An 18,082-nucleotide genomic window follows, 5' to 3' on the forward strand; every position below is an offset into this window, starting at 1 on the left:
TCCAGCACCTGGCCGGCATGAAGGACTCGAAGACCATCGTCGCCATCAACAAGGATCCGGAAGCGCCGATCTTCTCGGTGGCCGATTACGGCATCGTCGGCGACCTGTTCGAGGTCGTGCCGGCGCTGGTCAAGGAACTGGGCTAAGCTTTAAAACCGTCAGGTCGGGCAATGCCCGGCATGACGGCTTAGAGCTTCGCGAACGCCCGCTCGATATCGGCAATCAGGTCGTCAGTATCTTCCAACCCGATATTGAAGCGAACCAGAATTCCCGCATCCGCCCAATTCCGGCGCATACCCTGGATCCGGTAAGGCATCACCAGGCTGTTCGCCCCACCCCAGCTGTAGCCGATGCCGAACAATTCCAGCGCATCGACGAAGCGGTCGGTCTGCTCTTCCGTATAGCGTGCATCGAACAGTACCGAGAACAGGCCGCCGGCGCCGGTGAAGTCGCGCTGGAAGAATTCGTGGCCGGGGCAATCCTCGAAAGCCGGGTGCAACACCTTCGCGATTTCCGGCCGGGCCTTGAGCCAGGCCGCCACTTTGCGCGCGGCCGCGTCGTGGGCTTCGAAGCGCAGCTTCATGGTCGGCAGGCCGCGCATCACCAGGTAGGCATCGTCGGCGCTGACACCCATCCCCAGGCGCATGTGGGCCAGGGCGATGCGGTCGATCAGCGCCTTCTCGCGGGTGATCACGGCGCCCATCAACACGTCCGAGCCGCCCGACTGGTACTTGGTCAGCGCCTGCATGACGATGTCGACGCCGAGGTCGAATGCGCGCAGGCCCAGGCCGGCCGACCAGGTGTTGTCGAGCGCGACCAGCACGCCCTTCTCTTTCGCGACTGCGCAAATCGCGCGCAGGTCCGGTACTTCCATCGACACCGAACCCGGCGCCTCGGTCCAGATCAGCTTCGTGTTCGGCTGGATCAGATCCGCGATGCCGGTGCCGACCAGCGGATCGTAGTAGCGCGCCGTGATGCCGAAGTCGGCGCTCAGCCAGCGTCCCAGTTCGCGGTTCGGGTTGTAGACGTTTTCGGGCAGCAGGACGTCGTCACCGGACTTCAGCAGGGCCAGGTCGACCATCGAGATCGCGGCCAGGCCGGACGGCGCCAGCAGGCAGTGCGAGCCGCCTTCGATCTCGGCCAGGCGGGCTTCGAGCCTGAAGGTGGTCGGGGTGCCGTGCAGGCCGTAGGTGTAGGCGTTCTTGTTCTTCCAGTCGCCGCTGCGCATGCTGGCGACGTCCTTGAACAGGACCGTCGAAGCGTGGTGGATGGCGCTGGGGAAGGCGTCGAAGCCTTCGGGAGCGCGATAATCGCTGTGGACCAGGGTGGTTTGGAGGGATTTTTTGCTCATCTTCTACACCATATCGTCATCCCCGCGCAGGCGGGGATCCATGCTGAAGCACCAACGTCGAACCGGTTACCCTACCGCGAGCAATTCGAATCCTGCGGCTCAGTATGGGTTCCCGCCTGCGCGGGAACGACGTTCAACTGTTGCGGGTACTAGTGACACGAACAATCAGGCGACGGTCGCCCAAAGATCATGCGCATCCGCCTTGGTCACCACAACCTCGATGAACTCGCCGACGGCCGGCTTGGCCTTGCCCGGCTGGAGCGCACGCTTGATGTGGACCACGCCGTCGATTTCCGGCGCGTCGGCAGCCGAGCGCCCCAAAGCTTCGCGCGGTCCGACTTCGTCGACCAGCACGCGGATCTTCTTGCCGACCTTGGCCTGCATGCGCTTCAGCGAGATCTCTTCCTGCAGCAGCATCACGCGCGCACGGCGTTCTTCGCGCACGGCTTCCGGCACCGGATTCGCCAGTTCGTTGGCGGTCGCGCCTTCGACCGGCGAGTAGGCGAAACAGCCCAGGCGGTCGATCTGCGCCTCGCGCAGGAAGTCCAGCAGGTATTCGAATTCCTCTTCCGTCTCGCCCGGGAAGCCGGCAATGAAGGTCGAGCGGATCACCAGGTCCGGATTCATCTTGCGCCAGGCCAGGATGCGGTCCAGGTTCTTTTCGCCGCTGGCCGGACGCTTCATGCGCTTCAGGACGTCCGGATGCGCGTGCTGCAGCGGAATGTCCAGATAAGGCACGAGGTTCTCGCCCATCAGCGGGATCACCTGGTCGACGTGCGGGTAGGGGTAGACGTAATGCATGCGCACCCACGCGCCGTACTGTTGCGCCATCTCGCCCAGGGCCTCGGCCAGCTGGGTCATGTGGGTCTTGATCGGGCGGCCGTTCCAGAAGCCGGTGCGGAATTTCACGTCGACGCCGTAGGCGCTGGTGTCCTGCGAGATGACCAGCAGTTCCTTCACGCCGGCCTTGAACAGGTTTTCGGCTTCCTGCAGCACGTCGTGGATCGGACGCGAGACCAGGTCGCCGCGCATCGACGGGATGATGCAGAAGCTGCAGCGGTGGTTGCAGCCTTCCGAGATCTTGAGGTAGGCGTAGTGCTTCGGGGTCAGCTTGACGCCGTGGTCCGGCACCAGGTCGATGAAGGGATCGTGCGGCTTCGGCAGGTGCCGGTGGACCGATTCCATCACTTCGGTGACGGCGTGCGGACCGGTCACGGCCAGCACCTTCGGGTGCACCTTGGTGATGATGTCGTCGCCCGCCGCATCCTTCTTGGCGCCGAGGCAGCCGGTGACGATCACTTTACCGTTCTCGGCCAGCGCTTCGCCGATGGCGTCCAGCGACTCCTGCACGGCGGCGTCGATGAAGCCGCAGGTGTTGACGATCACCAGGTCGGCGCCGGCATAGGACTTGGCGGTCTCGTAGCCTTCAGCGCGCAACTGGGTCAGGATCTGCTCGGAGTCGACCAGGGCCTTCGGGCAGCCGAGCGAGACGAAGCCGACCTTGGGCGCGGCAACGCCGGGCGCGGCCGGAGGAATCACGACCGGGTTCGAAGCCGGGGCCTCGGCGGCGGCGGCTGCGGAATCTTGGGTGGCGGAAAGCGGATTGCGGCGGAGTTCAGGCATGTGGATTGCGACGGAAAATTCTGGGCAATCCGCGATTGTACAGGAAGCGGGGGATCAGGAAAACCGAAGGGTCATTTCAAGGCCTGCTGAGTGGCGGCATGGGATCGCTACGCCACACCGTCGTCCCCGCGAAGGCGGGGACGACGGATTTGAGGGCGCGGGCTCTTCGCGCTGTGATGTTACTTCTTGGTATCCGTCGGCACCCCAAACGGGAAAGTCCCGAACATCGCCTTGCTCTGGCTCTGCATCTGCTCCTGCATCTGCAGGAACAGGTTCTTGCTCTGGTCGATGTAGTTGTTCATCATGCCCTGCATCATCGGGCCCTGGATGTTCATGAACTGGGTCCACATCTCGGTCGAGAAGGGTTTGCCCTCAAGGGCGCCGGCGGCCGAGCCGACGAACTTGTTCTGGATGTCGGTGAAGGCCTGGACATTCTTTTCCAGGTAGGAGCCCATCATGCCCTGCATCGCATGGCCGTAGTAACGGATGATCTGCGACAGCACGGCGCTCGAAAACATCGGCGCGCCGTGTGCTTCTTCTTCCAGGATGATCTGCAGGAGGATGCTGCGGGTCAGGTCTTCGCTGGTCTTGGCGTCGACCACCGTGAATTCGTCGGCGTCCAGCACGAGCTGCTTGACGTCGGACAGGGTGATGTAGGAGCTGGTCTGGGTGTCGTACAGACGGCGGTTCGGGTACTTCTTGATCAGGCGTTCGCTACTCTTTTTTCCACTGCTCATCTCAGGTTCCAAATATTGCGCCGCGGCGCTCTGTTATGCGGTCCGCGGACCGGCTAGCCGAGCCGCGGGCGTCTCCGATTCCAAGAGGATATTCTCTAAAATACCACGTTGCGATCGCAGGCGCAGCAATTATTCAACAGGCAACTCACGTATTTTTAAAGCAAGTTGCCCGTCTATCAAGAACTCAGTCGGCACGTGCCTTCACGTAGCGGCCGGGCGCCGGCTCGATCGGCTGGTGGCGTTCATTGCCCGGCTTGGCCGGCGGCGGGACGTCCTTGCCGCCGTTCTCGGCCAGGAATTTCGCCCATTCCGCCCACCAGCTGCCCTTCACTTCCGTCGCGCCGGCGAACCAGTCGGCAGCGCTCCTGGGGCGGTTGCGACCATTGGACTGGTTCACCCAGTGACTGCGTTTGCCTTTCGAGGCCGGGTTGATCACGCCGGCGATGTGCCCGGACGCGCCCAGCACGAAGCGGTTGGCCTTCGGCTTTTTCGGGTTCAGCAGGTTCATCGAGGCGAACGCCGCTTCCCAGGGCACGATGTGGTCTTCCTTCGAGCCGTAGACGAAGACCGGGCAATCGATCTTGCCGAGGTCGACCTGGACGCCGGCCACCGTCAGCGCGCCCGGCACCTTTAGCTTGTTCTCCAGATAGGTATTCCGCAGGTACCAGCAGAACATCGGGCCCGGCAGGTTGGTGCTGTCGGCGTTCCAGTACAGCAGGTCGAAGGCCGGCGGGGTCTTGCCTTTCAGGTAGTTCTGCTGCACATAGTTCCACACCAGGTCGTTCGGACGCAGCGAGGAGAAGGTCGTCGCCAGGTCGCGTCCCGGCATCAGCCCCCCCTTCGCCAGCTGCTGTTCGCGCAGCGCGACCTGGGTCTCATCGACGAAGACGTCCAGCACGCCGTTGTCGGCAAAGTCGAGCAGGGTCGTGAACAGAGACAGGCTGGCCGCCGGCTGGCGTCCGCGCGCCGCCTCGACTGCCAGCGCGCTGGCGGCGATGGTGCCGCCGACGCAGAAGCCGAACACGTTCACTTTCTCCTTGCCGGAGATCTCGCAGCCGACCTCGATGGCCTTGACCGCGCCCTGGTCGACGAAGTCGTCCCAGGTCTTGCTGCCCATAGCCTGGTCCGGATTACGCCAGGACATCATGAATACGGTATTGCCCTGCTCCACCAGATAGCGCACCAGCGAATTTTCCGGCTGCAGGTCGAGGATGTAGAACTTGTTGATGCAGGGCGGCACCATCAGCAGCGGCACCTCGTGCACGGTCGGGGTTGCCGGGGTGTACTGGATCAGCTGGAACAGATCGTTCTCGAATACGACGGTGCCGGGCGTGACGCCGACGTTGCGGCCGACCTCGAACGCCGACTCGTCGGATTGCGAGATCCGGCCCTTCTGCATATCGGCCAGCATGTTCTGCAGACCCTTGGTCAGGCTCTCGCCCTTGGTCTCGATCAGTTTCTGCTGGGCTTCCGGATTCGTTGCCAGGAAATTGGCTGGCGACAGTGCGTCGACAATCTGCTGCACGGCGAAACGGATCTTGTGCTTGTCGCGCGGCGGGGCTTCGACCGCCTCGGCCATCGCCAGCAGGAATTCGGCATTCAGGAGGTAGGACGCGGCGCTGAAGGACGACACCGGGTTCGCCGTCCATTCGGGCGCCGAAAAGCGCTTGTCCTTGAACTCGGGCGTCTTGCCGCTCATGACATCCTGCCACAGGCGGATCGCCTTCTGCAGGTAGTCGTTGCGCAGGGCTTCGAGTTTGGCCTGCGGCAAGCCGGCGCCGAAATCGCCCAGCATGCGCATCACCGGCGCCGCCTGCTGGGCCATGCCGCCGCCAAACGCCGAGGGGTCGGCGAACTTCATCCAGGATTGCCAAACGGAGGGATCGGAAAACTGCGACATCCATGCAGCGCCAGGCTGCGCGGTAGCTACGGGCGTATTCATATCGGCGTCCATTGTTTAGAATCGGGTATTCGAGCGTGCAACAAAGGAAAGTCTTATGTGGATCGTCGCCATCGGATGGATGTATGTCGTGACCCTGATGGCGGCCACCGAGCCTTCCGTGGTTGCCGGCATCATGACCTTCCTGTTTTACGGCGTGTTGCCATTATCTCTCGTTTTCTACCTGACGGGAGCATGGCGGCGCGGCCGGGCGCGCAAGCGGGAAGCTCAACACTCTAAGCGTCCCGATACGCCCGTTACTTAATGTAGATCAAACTCGCTTGACGCCCGCTGCCCGCACCGTCACGCCGGTAGGAATAGAAACGATCGCGTTCCGTGAAGGTACAGCGGTCGCCGCCGTGCACGCGGGTCACGCCGCCGCGCGCCAGCAGCCGGCGCGCCAGCAGCGGCATGTTCGCCAGATGCTTGCCTTCGCGTCCGGGATAAGGCCGGAACCCCTCCTCTGCTCCACCGTCCGGCAGCGCGGCGCGGAAGGCATCCAGCACGTCTGGGCCGACTTCGAAAGCTTCCGGTCCGATGGCCGGACCAAGCCAGGCCGTGATCTCGCCCGCGCCTTGCGCGCGCATCGCGGCTACGGTGGCGCCGAGCACGCCGCCGGCCAGCCCGCGCCAGCCGGCATGGGCCGCGCCCACCACCTTGCCTTCGAGGTCGGCGAACAGCACCGGCAGGCAATCGGCAGTCAGGATCGCGCACACCACGCCCGCTTGCGTCGCGATGCTGGCGTCCCCGGTGCGCACCGGTCCGCCGGGCTGGACCGTGGCGGCATCTACCACCTCGGCGCCGTGGACCTGCGCGATCCAGGCCGGGCGTCCCGGCAGCAGGGCCTGCAGGCGCGCACGGTTTTCGGCGACGGCGTCGGGGTCGTCCTTCACGTGTAGGCCGATGTTGAGGCCGCCGCCGCCATTGCCGTCATCGAAAGGCGCAGCGCTGACGCCGCCCAGGCGGGTGGTCGCCAGCGCATCGATGTTGGCAGGCAGGTCCGGCCAGTCCGGCCGGACCAGGTGCCCGGGATGCAGCCCCGGCATCAGGCCGCTTCCGGCTCTTCGATGCCGGCGCGTTCCAGCAATTCCGCGAAATCGGCGGCGAGCGGCACCACCCACTCCATGTGTTCGCCGGTGGCCGGATGGGTCAGGCCCAGGCGGCGCGCCTGCAGCGCCTGGCGGTGGAAGAAGGACAGCAGGTGGGATTTGCCGTACACGGTGTCGCCGACGAGGCTGTAGCCCAGCGACTGCATGTGCACGCGGATCTGGTGGGTGCGGCCGGTTTCGAGGCGGCACTGCACCAGGCTCACCGGACGGCGGTCCAGTTCGCCCTTCGCCAGCAGCTCGTAGTGCGTGATGGCCGGCTTGGCCATCGGCGCATTCGACACCGCCATCTTGGTGCGCTCGGTCGGGTGGCGGCTGATCGGCGAATCGATGGTGCCGGACAGGCGCGGCGTGCCCCACACGAGGGCGAAGTATTCGCGCTTGACGGTGCGGGCCGCCAGCTGGCGCACCAGGTCGGTCTGGGCTTCGAGGGTCTTGCCGACCACCATCAGGCCGCTGGTATCCTTGTCGAGGCGGTGCACGATGCCGGCGCGCGGCACCGAGACCAGTTGCGGGCAATAATGCAGCAGGCCGTTGAGGAGCGTGCCCGACCAGTTGCCCGAACCCGGGTGCACGACCAGGCCGGCCGGCTTGTTGATCACGAGGATGGACTCGTCTTCATAGACGATGTTCAGTTCCATCGCTTCCGGCGTATAGGCCGTGTCTTCCGGCGCCGGCTGGGGTACGACCAGCACGGTTTCGTCGCCGTAGGCGGTGCCCTTGCCCTTGGCCGGCTTGCCGTCGACCGTGACGTGGCCTTCGTCGAACCATTGCTGCAGGCGGCTGCGCGAGAACTGCGGCACCAGCCCGGCCACGACTTTGTCGAGGCGCTGGCCGCAGTGCGACGGGTCCAGGGTCAGGGTAATCGGCGAGAAGTCGACACCACTCGGCGCCAGGCCGGGTTGTGGTGCGAACTCGGCGTCCAGGTCGTCGTCCAAATCGGGGGCGAGAGGCATTTCCGCCGAATTCGGCGCAGCATTTAATATCACGTTGTTCCCATCGGCTATAATCAGCCGTTCGTTGTATCTCGGTAAAAACTTTCTTGCAAAAAGCTATGCAAAAAAAATTGTCTGTATTGGTTGTGACGGGTGCTCTGCTCAGTTTGTCAGCTTGCGGCTTGTTGCCGGGAAAGTCCGACGAAAGCAAGAACGTGTCAGCATCGAAATTATACGCTGACGCGCGTGAAGAAATGGATGGCGCCCACTACGAAGCCGCCATCAAGCTCTTCGAAAAGCTGGAAACCAACTATCCGTTCGGTACCTATGCGACCCAGGCGCAGATGGAAATCGCCTACGCGCACTATAAAGCCCAGGACCAGGCCGAGGCCCTGGCCGCGGTGGAACGCTTCATCAAGCTGCACCCGAATCATCCGCAGGTCGACTATATGTATTACTTGCGCGGTCTGATCAACTTCAACGACCAGATCGGCTTCATGAGCTTCATCTATTCTCAGGATCCGACCGAACGCGACCCGAAAGCGACCCGCGAAGCCTTCGCCGCCTTCAAGGAACTGGTCGACAAGTTCCCGAACAGCAAATACGCGCCGGACTCGATCCAGCGCATGAACTACCTGATCAACGCGATGGCTTCCTACGAAGTCCACGTGGCGAACTACTACTACCGCCGCGGCGCCTACCTGGCCTCGCTGAACCGCGCCCAGGAAGCCGTCACCAACTTCCCGACCTCGCCGGCGCGCGAGGAAGCGCTGTTCATCATGATCCGCAGCTACGACAAGCTGGGCATGTTCGACCTGCGCGACGACACCCAGCGCGTGTTCCAGACCAACTACCCGAACAGCCACTTCCTGGGCGGCAAGGGCAGCGGCGATGCGCCGTGGTGGAAGTTCTGGGCCAAGTCCGGGCCGCAACCGGCGCCGAAGGATGCTGTGCAGTAAATTGAAACGCCTGCTGATCGCAGGCGTTTTTCTTTTGGCGGCTCCAAAACGTCGTTCCCGCGAAGGCGGGAACCCATACTGAAGCACAGAAATCGGTCGACCTGAACTCTCGCGATCATTCGTCAGATCGCAGCTTCGATCGCTCGGCATGGGTCCCCGCTTTCGCGGGAAAAACAGGGGTTTATTCGACCCGCCGCCTGAACACCCACGCCTTCTCCGTCGACACACTCTCGTCGAACGCATAACCATCGACATCGAAGGCCTTCAATGCCTGCGGGTCGGTAATCCCACGCTCAGCCGCATAACGCGCCATCATCCCGCGCGCCCGCTTGGCGAAGAAGGAGATGATCTTGTACTTGCCGTTCTTCCAGTCCTCGAACACGGGAACGACCAGCGGCACGTTCAAGAGCTTGGGCTTGACCGACTTGAAGTACTCTTCCGACGCCAGGTTCACCAGCGCGGTGGCGCCGTTCGCCGCCAGCGCCTCGTTCAGCGCGCCCGTCACCGTCTCGCCCCAGAAAGCGTACAGGTCCTTCCCGCGCGGGTTGGCCAGCCTGGTGCCCATCTCCAGGCGGTAGGGATGCATCTGGTCGAGCGGACGCAGCACGCCGTACAGGCCGGACAGGATGCGCACGTGGTCCTGCACGTAGTCCAGCGCCCTGGCGTCGAGGCTGCGCGCGTCCAGGCCGGTGTAGACGTCGCCGTCGAAGGACATCACGGCCTGGCGCGCATCAACGTGGTCGGGGTGCCAGCTGGCGTAACGGGTCACGTTCAGCACGGCCAGCGGGTCGGAGATGCTCATCAGGGCGCCGACCTGGGCCGGCGAATACGCCTTCAGCACGCGGATCAGCTCCGCGGCGCGGTCGATGAATTGCGGGGTGGTCCTGCGGTCGGTGGTGGGCGGCGTGTCGAGGTCGAGCGATTTGGCGGGCGAAAGAACGATCAGCATGGGTGAGAAATGCGTACAACAAGTAAAATTGCCGACATGATACCCGCTTCAGCCAAACCCATCGTCATCGATACCAATGTCTGCCTCGACCTCTTCGTCTTCCGCGACCCGCGCTGGGCCGGCCTGCTGGCCGCGCTCGAGAGCGGCGCGGTCCAGGCAGTGACCCGCGCCGATTGCCGCGAAGAATACCTGTACGTCCTGCACTACCCTCACCTGCCGCTCGACGACAGCACGCGCCCGGACGCGGCCGCCCGTTTCGACGCCCTGATCCGTGTGGTGGCGCCGGACAGCCGCGCGATCCGCCTGCCCGTCTGCACCGACCGCGACGACCAGAAATTCCTCGAGATCGCCCGCGACGCCGACGCCGCCATCCTGATCACCAAGGACAAGGCCTTGCTCAAGCTGGCCAAGAAGACCGCGCGCGAAGGCCTGTACCGGATCATGACCCCGGACGCCTGGGTCAAACTCGCCCCTGATATGTGAGAAACGCCATGTCTACACCCATACTTCGATCGCGCCTGCCGGCCGTCGGCACCACCGTCTTCACCCTGATGTCCGCGCTCGCCAACGAGCATGGCGCGGTCAACCTCGGCCAGGGCTTCCCCGACTTCGGCTGCGACCCGCGCCTGCTCGGCCTGGTCGACGAGGCCATGCGCGCCGGCCTGAACCAGTATCCGATGATGTCCGGCGTGCCGCTGCTGCGCGAAACCATCGCCGCAAAAATACAGGCCTTGTACGGCCACGCCTATGATGCCGTGACCGAGATCACCGTCACTGCCGGCGCCACCCAGGCGCTGACCACCGCCATCCTGTGCGCCGTGCATCCGGGCGAGGAAGTCATCATCATCGAACCGGCCTACGACAGCTACCTGCCGGCCGTGCAGCTGGCCGGCGGCGTGCCGGTGACGGTGTCGATGCGGCTAGGCCACAGCGGCTACAGTGTGCCCTGGGACGAGATCGCCGCTGCGGTGACGCCGCGTACCCGGATGATCGTCATCAACAGCCCGCACAACCCGACCGGCTCCATCCTGCGCAAGAGCGACCTGGACGCCCTCGCCGATATCGTCGACGGCACCGACATCCTGATCCTGTCGGACGAAGTCTATGAACACATGGTCTTCGACGGCCAGCAGCACGAGTCGGTCAGCCGCGATCCGAGGCTGGCGGAGCGCGCCTTGGTCGTCTCGAGCTTCGGCAAGACCTATCACGTGACCGGGTGGAAGGTCGGCTACGTGGCGGCACCGGCCAGCCTCATGGCCGAGTTCCGCAAGGTCCACCAGTACAACGTCTTCACCGTGAATACGCCGATGCAGCACGGCCTGGCCGCCTATATGCGCGACCCCAGCCCCTACCTGGAGCTGCCTGCCTTCTACCAGAAGAAGCGCGACCTGTTCCGGGCAGGCCTGGCGAATACCCGCTTCACCCTGCTGCCGGCGGACGGCACCTATTTCCAGTGCGTGAAATACGACGGCATTTCCGACCTGAGCGAATCGGAATTCGCGCAGTGGCTGACGCGCGAGATCAAGGTGGCGGCGATTCCGGTGTCGGCGTTCTACAGCCAGGGCAAGGGGTCGGGGATCGTGCGGTTCTGCTTTGCGAAGCAGGATGAGACTTTGGAGGTGGCGTTGGAGCGCTTGGCGAAGGTGTAAGAAGCATCGTCATTCGCGCGACATGAGCACGTCGTTCCCGCGAAAGCGGGAACCCAAGTTTGCATGCGTTTCGACAACTCGAGCAGAACTTGGATCCCCGCCTTCGCGGGGACGACGTTTCAAGGCAGCGGGCACCGTTACCAGTATGTTGCAGGTAAGCCGCTTAACGTCCCAACTGCTGCAGCCGCCGCTCCACAAACGCCTGCAATTCCGCCGACAAAGTGCCGCTCGCACGCGCCCGCTGGAAGGCTTCCAGCGCCTCCGCATTGCGCTTGTCGGCCTGCAGCGACATCCCCAGTCCCATCCACCACACGCCATTGGCAGGCGCGGTGCGCAGCGCGGCCTGGTACTGCTCGGCCGCCTCGCGGTAGCGCTGTTCGCGCTGCAGGGCGCCGGCCAGGAAGGCGTGATAGTCGGCGTTATTGCCCGCATAGGGCAAGGTACGCGTGAGGGTGTCGATGCCGGAAGCCCCACGTTCGATCTGCAGGCGCGCTAGCAGCATGGCCAGTGCCGGCTGGCGCGGGTCGAGGATCAGGCCGGCCTGCAGATGGCGGATCGCCTCGTCGGTGCGCCTGGCTTCGATCAGCAGGCCGACCAGGGTCTGGCGCGCCGCATCGTGGTTCGGATCCAGCTTCAGCGCCTGCTCCAGCGCGGCGAAGGCTTCCGTCATCCGTCCATCCTGCAGCGCGTTGAGCGCGTGACGGTATTCGCCCTCGGCGCGCTGGACGCCCGATTCCTGGCGGCCCTGGCCGGCGCTGCGCTTGTCCCTGGCGGTGTCGGCAGCGCTTTCGGCGGCGCGCGACGGCGCCGGGGACTTGTCCTCCCGGCGGGCTTCCGTCCTGGCCCTGGCTTTGTCCTTCGGCTTCGCCTCGTGGGTGGCCGCGCGGGCACGGGCCAGCGGGCTGGGCGTGCCTGCCGTCATGCGTGCCTGCAGCTCCGCCATGATGGCCTGGCGTGCGGCGCGGGCTTCGTCGCTGTCCGGCGCATAGCCGTCCACGCTCTTCGGATGCACGCCGGCGGCCGGCGCTGCGTCGAACCTGTCGTCGTGGCGCACGGCCACGGCGGGCGCCGGCGCTGCTGACACGGCCGCAGGCACGCCGGCGACCGGCGCCACGACCGGGACCGAAGTCACACGCGTTTCCGGCGCCGGCACCGCAGCCACGACAGTCGGCTTCACGCCGCTGCGATTCGCCTGGACCTGCGTCCATCCATACCACGAAGCCAGGGCGATGAGCACGGTCGCGCCGGTACCAAGGGCGGCCAGCCTGAGGGTCCGGCCATCGACGCGCTCGCCCAGCCGCTGACGCTCGCGCGCCACCGGCCGGATCTGGAATGGCAAGGACTCGGCGCCCGGCGTGCCGCGCGAGTCGAGGTCCTGGAGCATCTTGTTAATCAGGCTCATCGCAGGCTCGTCATCGTGTGATTGCCCAGCCGACGGTGGCGGCGGCACCGGCCAGCACGGCGCCGATGGCGGCCCAGGGCAGGAAGCGGCGTCCGCCCTTTCCCTTGGTGCTGGTCGCCAGCGTATCCTTCGCGGCTGCGTTTACGTGGGCGCGCGAGATGCTGTGGCCGCCCTCGCCGTAGCACAGCATCAGCGATTTATGTGCCAGCACGTTGACCAGGCGCGGCACGCCGCCGCTGGCCTTGTACAGGCTGGCGATGGCGCCGCTGGAAAACAGGCGGGCGCCAGCAAAGCCGGCCACGCGCAGGCGGTGGGCGACGTAGAAGTCGAGGTCGTCGCGGCTCAGCGGCCCGAGGTGGTAGTGGAAGGTGATGCGCTGGGCCAGCTGGCGGATCGATTCCAGCTCCAGCTTGCGGTTCAGCTCCGGCTGGCCGAACAGCACGATCTGCAGCAGCTTGCGTTTTTCCGTTTCGAGGTTGGTCAGCAGGCGCAGCGCTTCCAGGCTCTCGACCGGGATCGCCTGGGCCTCGTCGAGGCAGAGCAGCACGCGCTTGCCCTGCCCGGCCAGCGCCAGCAGGCGGTCCATGATGGACTTCAGCAGACGGTGCTGGTCGACGTCCTTGTCGAGGGCGATCTCGAGCTCGTCGGCCAGGGCCAGCATCAGGGTGCGCGGCTCCAGGTAGGGGTTCGGAATGTAGGCGGTGACGAAGCTGTCGCCCAGGGTCGCCATGAACTTGCGGCACAGGAGGGTCTTGCCGGTGCCGACTTCACCGGTGATCTTGATGAAGCCTTCGCCGTTGCGCGCCGCCACCAGCAAGGTGTTCAGCGCTTCCTGCGAGCCCGGGCTGCCGAAGAAGAAGCTGGTGTCGGGCGTGATCCCGAAGGGCGGCTCGCGCAGGCCGAAATGGGCCGTGTACATTACCGCATTCCTCGGGTGCGCGGGTCGAGCTGCTCGATGCGGCGGCCGGTGTCGAGCAGGTCGTCGTTCCAGTTGTTGATGCCTTCGACGATGGTCGGCTTGATCAGCACCACCAGTTCGCGCTTCTGGTTGACGCGCTTCTTGGCGCCAAACAGGTTGCCCAGCACCGGCACGTTGCCGGCCACCGGCACCTGCGAATTGTCGACGGTCGAGGACTGGCGCATCAGGCCGCCGATCGCCACCACCTGGCCGTTCGAGCCGCGCACGATGCTGTCCAGCTCCGAGGTCGCCGACGCCGCCAGCGGCAGGTTCAGGTTGCCGGCCGTGCCCAGGCTCACCGACTTGTTCACGGTCGAGACCTGGCTCACCGACGGGTGCACGTGCAGCAGGATGTTGCCGCGGTCGTCGATCTGCGGGGTCACGTCCAGCACCACACCCGAGAAGAAGGCCTGCAGGGTCACGTTCGGCGAGGTGGTGGTATTGCCGGACGCGTTCGCGTTGGTGGTGGTGCTCACGCCGGTCACGTAGAACTCGTCGGTACCGATCTTCAGCACCGCCTTCTGGTTGTTGACCGCTGCCACACGAGGGCTCGACAGCACGTGCACCGTGCCCTGGGTCTCGAGGAAGGAGATCAGGGCCGCGAAATTGCTGGTCTGGACAGCCAGGCCGAACATCGAGCCGGCGGCGCCGGCCGCATTCGACAGCGAGAAGCCGGTGCTGGCCGACAGGCCGGTGCTCGGATCGCTGATGACGCCCGGCTGGCCGCCATTGAAGGGCAGCGGCGTCAGGGTTGAACCCGGCGCCACCAGGCCGCCCGAGACGCGGTTGTCATGACCGCTCCTGATCGAAGCGAAGGACGCCCAGTTCACCCCGCTCTGGAAGCTGTCGTTCAGCTCGACCTCAAGGATCTTCGCCTCCAGGATCACCTGGCGGTCGACCGCCAGCTGGGTCGCCTTCAGGTAGGCGTCGACGTTGCGCAACTCGTCCGGCATGGCGCGGATCACCACCACGCCCGACTGCGGACTGACGACGATGCTGCGCCCGCCCTCCTTCGAGCCGACGATGGCTTCGATGGCCGCCTTCAGGTCGGTCCAGAAGTCGTTGTTCGAGGTGGTACTGACGTCGGTGCTCTCGACCTGGTTCTGGTTCTGGCCGTTGGGGTTGTTCGGGTTGTTCTGGTTCTGGTTGTTGTTCTGGTTGCTGCCGTTGTTCTGGTTGCCGTTGCCGTTCTGGTTGTTGACGGCATTCGCCACCGAGGTCGAGGACACGCGCAGGTTCGACACCCCGCGGCGGCTGCCGACCAGGTAGTTCACGCGGAACATCTTGGTCTGCATGGTCAGCGGCTTGACCGAGATGCGGGTGCCCTCGATCTTGTAGTCGTAGCCGTAGACTTCGCGCACCGCGTCCAGGGTCTCCTCCAGGGTCACGTCCTTCAGGTTGACGGAGATGGCGCCGCTGACGTCCGGATGCACCAGGATGTTGTAGCGGGTGCCGGCGACGATCGAGCGGAAGAACTGCTGGGCGGGAACGTTGTTGAAAGAGACATTGAAGCGCTCTTCCAGCGCAGGGCGCGCCTTCGGCAGCTGGGTCGCGAGGCTGGCTGCAGGCGGCAGCAGGGCATTGGCGACCGCATCGTCGACGGCCGGCGCCGCCGGGCGTCTGGCGGCATCGCGCGCCACTTCATTCTTGATGGCGTCGAAGGTCGTGTTGGCGGGCGGGGTCTGGCAACCGGCCAGCGCCAGCATTGCCGCCAGCAAGGCTGCGAACGGTTTGTTCAGCTGCTTCATTGTCGTCCTCCGCTGCGGTGCGCGGCGCCGGCCGACACGCGGGTCATGCCGCCCGCGCTGTCCTGCACGTACAGGCGCAGCACCTGGCGTTCGCGGCCGCGCTGCAGCTCGACCTCGCTGTCGGCGATGCGGACCACGCGCGCGCCGCGGACGCTGTCGCCCACGCGCACGCCCTGGCCGTCGATCACGGCGATGCGATGACCGCCGGCGGCGCCGAGCATCACCGACTGCAGCTGCGGCGGGACGTCGGCCGCCGCTGCGCCGGGACCGGAACCGGGAGGCGCCTGCAGCGCCGCGGCCGGCGGACGGGTCGGGTCAGGCAGACGCTGGGCCGCTTCCGGAATCGCGGCGGCGGCAGCATTGGCGGCGCCGGCAGCGCCGGCCAGCGCCAACAGCGCCGCCAGGGCCGCGGTCGTGGACAGGGGGGTGGCTCGCTTCATGCTCTTCCTCACAGCTTCATCCATTTCGGGTCCAGGCTCAGGGTGTACAGGGTCAGGGTCAGGCGTACGGTCGGATACTGCTCGACCTGGAGCTGGGCCTTGCCCCAGAACAGCTGGGTGGGCAGCGCTTCGAGCGCCGTCATGTAATCGACCATGTCGAGATAGCTGCCGCGTACCGTCAGTTCGACGCCATGACGGAACAGCAGGTCCGGCTGCTTCGCCGCGATGGGTGCGCCGGCAGCGGCCTTGTCGGCCGGGTCCGCGCCCAGTTCGTTCAGCGAGCCGACCGGCAGGGTCTGCATCGACACCAGCTTCAGGCGGCCGTTGGCGCGCAAAATCGATTCCAGCAGCGGCGCGATGCGCTCGGGCGGCACCAGACCGTTCTGCATGGCGCGCATCTGCTCGCTCATGCGCGCGGTGTCGGCGCGTGTCGCCGCCAGGCGGGTGCGCAGCGCCTGGTCCGGATCGGCCTCGGCTTCCGCGACCTTGCGCCCGATCGCGCTCTCGGTCTCGGCCAGGCTGGCGCGCTGCAGTGAAATCTGGTTCTTCAACAGGTCCTGCTTGCGCTGCAGGGGAGCGAGCAGCGCCGCCTGGCCGAGGAAGGCCAGCACCGCCATCACGGCGGCGAACACCAGCAGGCGTTCACGCTGGCTGAGCGCGTCGATGCGCGCGGCAAGCCGGGACCAGCGCTGCTTCATGGCCGGTCTCCCTTGTCGCCCGCCGCCGCCGACTGCAGGCTGAATTCGACATAGGGGGCGGGGACGCTGCTTTCCTTGCCGTCCGCGCCGGCCTGCTTGAGCGGCGGCGCTTCGCCGATCTGCATGCTGCCGACGGCCTTGCCCTGCAGGACAGGCTCGTTGCGCAGGCGGCCCAGGAAGCCCGGCACCATGGCCGGATCGAGCGCCCTGCCCTGCACGCCGATCTCGCGACCGGCGCCGCCGACGCTGACGGCGGTCAGCCACAGGCCCTCGCGGCTCTGGCGCGCCATCGCGCGGAAGTATTCGGCGTAGCCCTGGGTATTCCCCAGTTCGCCGCGTTCGATCACCTGGGCCACATGCTGCAGCGCCGCGCGCTGCTGCTCGGCCTCGACCATCTGGGCTGCCAGCGCCGGATCGCTGTGGCGCGGCGTGAATTCCGCCGACACGCTTGCCAGCCGCTTCTGCGCGACTTCCAGGCGGCGCGCGACGGTGTTCGCTTCGCCCTGCAGCTGAGCCAGGCACAGCTCGGACCAGGCCCCCATCGCGGCCAGGCCGAGCACCAGCGCACCGGCGGCGATACCCATCGCGCGCGCCGAGAACAGCGTGGTCTGTCTCTGGAAGGCCGGATTGAACAGGTTGATCTGCTGGCTCATCCCGCCGCCCCTTCCTCGCGCAGCGCGGCGCCGATCGCAACAAAGAAGCGCTGCTGGGCCGCCGCACCGAGCAGCTCGGGAACGTACGCGAGGTCGAGCAGCATGCCCAGGTCGAGGGTTTCGACGCGGGTGTAGAGATTACTCGACAGGTATTCTTCCAGGCCCTGGGCGCCGCTCGGCGCCAGCACGAGCCTGGCCACGCCGATGAAGGAGAATTGGCGTTCGAAGTGGTCGAGCGAACGCTGCAGCTCGAGCGTGATCTTGTCGAAGGCCTGGTGCTTGCGTTCGTGGTCGGTATCGAGCAGCTGGGCCAGGGTGGCGTCGATGCGGCGCGACAGATACAGCTCGCCGCGGCAAGACACGGTCAGCAGGCCGCCATCCTCGCCGAAGGACAACATGGCGATGCCACGGCCGTCGGTCTCGAGCATGGTCGACAGGTTACGCTGGGCCATTTCGGGAATGTCGATGGTGCCGAGTTCGACCTTGGCCTGCTGGAACAGGTCCTGGCGCGCCTTGATCGTGCCGTTGCGCGACGCCACCGCGAATACGCTTTGCTGGGGACGCACGGCGGCATTCGGATCGAGCGGGATCTCGACCAGGTCGAAGGTCGCTTCGGCGACCGGGAAATCGAGGATGTCCTTCAGGCGGAAGCGCATCGCGGCCTTGCGCTCGTCGGGCGGCACATTCGGCGCCTCGACCGCCATGATCTGGTAGTCGCCGCCGCCCAGCACCGTGGTGCAGCGGTAATCCTGCGCATGCAAATCCTTGCCGGCCTTTTCGAGGACGTCGGCATTCGCCTGGCCCGGATAGTGACTGGCCACGGTCACCGCCGGTTTGCCGTCGCCGCGGCGCACGCTGGCCGCCACGATGCCGTCGCGTTGCAACACCATTGCCAGCCAGGCGCCTTGTTTCTTTTTTTTCCTAAAAAAACGCAT

Annotated in this window: 18 protein-coding genes and 1 pseudogene; 5 read left to right on the forward strand and 14 right to left on the reverse strand. The window is 65.6% G+C overall.

All coding sequences use genetic code 11. The annotated features are described in order from the left end of the window. Nucleotides 1–146: pseudogene (locus AB4Z32_RS00005) on the forward strand (electron transfer flavoprotein subunit alpha/FixB family protein); the annotation flags it as partial. A 41-nt stretch (nucleotides 147–187) separates the two neighbouring features. Here AB4Z32_RS00005 and AB4Z32_RS00010 read toward each other — a convergent pair. The 4 genes from AB4Z32_RS00010 to phaC all read right to left on the reverse strand — a co-directional run bounded on the left by AB4Z32_RS00010 (nucleotide 188) and on the right by phaC (nucleotide 5,653). Continuing rightward, entirely contained in the window at nucleotides 188–1,351 is a 1,164-nt protein-coding gene (locus AB4Z32_RS00010; RefSeq protein WP_441933158.1) for a cystathionine beta-lyase, read from the reverse strand. A gap of 165 nt (nucleotides 1,352–1,516) precedes the next feature. Continuing rightward, nucleotides 1,517–2,974: a 30S ribosomal protein S12 methylthiotransferase RimO gene (gene rimO / locus AB4Z32_RS00015; RefSeq protein WP_441933160.1), complete on the reverse strand. Its 1,458-nt coding sequence runs from the start codon at nucleotides 2,972–2,974 to the stop codon at nucleotides 1,517–1,519. 179 nt (nucleotides 2,975–3,153) lie between these two features. Next, on the reverse strand, nucleotides 3,154–3,711 hold the full coding sequence (gene phaR / locus AB4Z32_RS00020; protein ID WP_441933161.1) for a polyhydroxyalkanoate synthesis repressor PhaR: 558 nt from the start codon (nucleotides 3,709–3,711) through the stop codon (nucleotides 3,154–3,156). Between the two features lie 184 nt (nucleotides 3,712–3,895). Next, complete coding sequence (phaC, locus tag AB4Z32_RS00025) at nucleotides 3,896–5,653, reverse strand: class I poly(R)-hydroxyalkanoic acid synthase (protein WP_441933162.1); 1,758 nt, start codon at nucleotides 5,651–5,653, stop codon at nucleotides 3,896–3,898. A 55-nt stretch (nucleotides 5,654–5,708) separates the two neighbouring features. Here phaC and AB4Z32_RS00030 point away from each other — a divergent pair, with 55 nt between their 5' ends. After that, nucleotides 5,709–5,915 carry a hypothetical protein gene (locus AB4Z32_RS00030; protein WP_441933163.1) on the forward strand — a complete coding sequence of 69 codons (207 nt, stop codon included), beginning with the start codon at nucleotides 5,709–5,711 and terminating at the stop codon, nucleotides 5,913–5,915. Here AB4Z32_RS00030 and pgeF read toward each other — a convergent pair. Both pgeF and AB4Z32_RS00040 read right to left on the reverse strand, forming a co-directional pair. Then, on the reverse strand, nucleotides 5,908–6,696 hold the full coding sequence (pgeF, locus tag AB4Z32_RS00035; RefSeq protein WP_441933165.1) for a peptidoglycan editing factor PgeF: 789 nt from the start codon (nucleotides 6,694–6,696) through the stop codon (nucleotides 5,908–5,910). The two genes, AB4Z32_RS00030 and pgeF, sit on opposite strands and share 8 nt — an antisense overlap. Next, nucleotides 6,696–7,712 (reverse strand): RluA family pseudouridine synthase, encoded by a 1,017-nt coding sequence (locus AB4Z32_RS00040; protein WP_441933166.1) that lies wholly within the window; start codon nucleotides 7,710–7,712, stop codon nucleotides 6,696–6,698. Before AB4Z32_RS00040 ends, pgeF begins: the two co-directional genes overlap by 1 nt. 98 nt (nucleotides 7,713–7,810) lie before the next feature. Here AB4Z32_RS00040 and AB4Z32_RS00045 point away from each other — a divergent pair, with 98 nt between their 5' ends. Beyond that, nucleotides 7,811–8,650: an outer membrane protein assembly factor BamD gene (locus tag AB4Z32_RS00045; protein ID WP_441933168.1), complete on the forward strand. Its 840-nt coding sequence runs from the start codon at nucleotides 7,811–7,813 to the stop codon at nucleotides 8,648–8,650. Between the two features lie 181 nt (nucleotides 8,651–8,831). On the opposite strand, the gene yaaA is transcribed toward AB4Z32_RS00045, so the two are convergent. After that, entirely contained in the window at nucleotides 8,832–9,599 is a 768-nt protein-coding gene (yaaA, locus tag AB4Z32_RS00050) for a peroxide stress protein YaaA (protein ID WP_441933169.1), read from the reverse strand. A gap of 36 nt (nucleotides 9,600–9,635) precedes the next feature. On the opposite strand from yaaA, the gene AB4Z32_RS00055 reads away from it, so the two are divergent. Next, nucleotides 9,636–10,082: a putative toxin-antitoxin system toxin component, PIN family gene (locus AB4Z32_RS00055; protein ID WP_441933171.1), complete on the forward strand. Its 447-nt coding sequence runs from the start codon at nucleotides 9,636–9,638 to the stop codon at nucleotides 10,080–10,082. Nucleotides 10,083–10,090: 8 nt separating this feature from the next. Continuing rightward, nucleotides 10,091–11,248 carry a pyridoxal phosphate-dependent aminotransferase gene (locus AB4Z32_RS00060; RefSeq protein ID WP_441933173.1) on the forward strand — a complete coding sequence of 386 codons (1,158 nt, stop codon included), beginning with the start codon at nucleotides 10,091–10,093 and terminating at the stop codon, nucleotides 11,246–11,248. Nucleotides 11,249–11,411: 163 nt separating this feature from the next. On the opposite strand, the gene AB4Z32_RS00065 is transcribed toward AB4Z32_RS00060, so the two are convergent. The 7 genes from AB4Z32_RS00065 to pilM are packed head-to-tail and all read right to left on the reverse strand — an operon-like array spanning nucleotide 11,412 to nucleotide 18,037. Then, nucleotides 11,412–12,650, reverse strand: coding sequence for a tetratricopeptide repeat protein (locus AB4Z32_RS00065; protein ID WP_441933175.1), 1,239 nt, complete (start codon nucleotides 12,648–12,650; stop codon nucleotides 11,412–11,414). A 10-nt stretch (nucleotides 12,651–12,660) separates the two neighbouring features. Further along, a complete protein-coding gene (locus AB4Z32_RS00070; protein ID WP_441933177.1) occupies nucleotides 12,661–13,569 on the reverse strand; it encodes an ExeA family protein in 909 nt (302 codons plus the stop codon). Then, nucleotides 13,569–15,356 carry a pilus (MSHA type) biogenesis protein MshL gene (mshL, locus tag AB4Z32_RS00075; protein WP_441933179.1) on the reverse strand — a complete coding sequence of 596 codons (1,788 nt, stop codon included), beginning with the start codon at nucleotides 15,354–15,356 and terminating at the stop codon, nucleotides 13,569–13,571. The genes AB4Z32_RS00070 and mshL overlap by 1 nt, the downstream gene beginning before the upstream one ends. Then, nucleotides 15,353–15,796 (reverse strand): hypothetical protein, encoded by a 444-nt coding sequence (locus AB4Z32_RS00080; RefSeq protein ID WP_441933180.1) that lies wholly within the window; start codon nucleotides 15,794–15,796, stop codon nucleotides 15,353–15,355. The genes mshL and AB4Z32_RS00080 overlap by 4 nt, the downstream gene beginning before the upstream one ends. Before the next feature lie 8 nt (nucleotides 15,797–15,804). Further along, nucleotides 15,805–16,494, reverse strand: coding sequence for a hypothetical protein (locus tag AB4Z32_RS00085; RefSeq protein ID WP_441933182.1), 690 nt, complete (start codon nucleotides 16,492–16,494; stop codon nucleotides 15,805–15,807). Then, complete coding sequence (locus AB4Z32_RS00090; protein ID WP_441933184.1) at nucleotides 16,491–17,147, reverse strand: PilN domain-containing protein; 657 nt, start codon at nucleotides 17,145–17,147, stop codon at nucleotides 16,491–16,493. Before AB4Z32_RS00090 ends, AB4Z32_RS00085 begins: the two co-directional genes overlap by 4 nt. Continuing rightward, nucleotides 17,144–18,037, reverse strand: a complete 894-nt coding sequence (gene pilM, locus AB4Z32_RS00095; protein WP_441933186.1) for a type IV pilus biogenesis protein PilM — start codon at nucleotides 18,035–18,037, stop codon at nucleotides 17,144–17,146. The genes AB4Z32_RS00090 and pilM overlap by 4 nt, the downstream gene beginning before the upstream one ends. Nucleotides 18,038–18,082: the final 45 nt, after the last annotated feature.

The organism is Massilia sp. 2TAF26, from assembly GCF_052115005.1.
Taxonomy (GTDB): domain Bacteria; phylum Pseudomonadota; class Gammaproteobacteria; order Burkholderiales; family Burkholderiaceae_D; genus Telluria.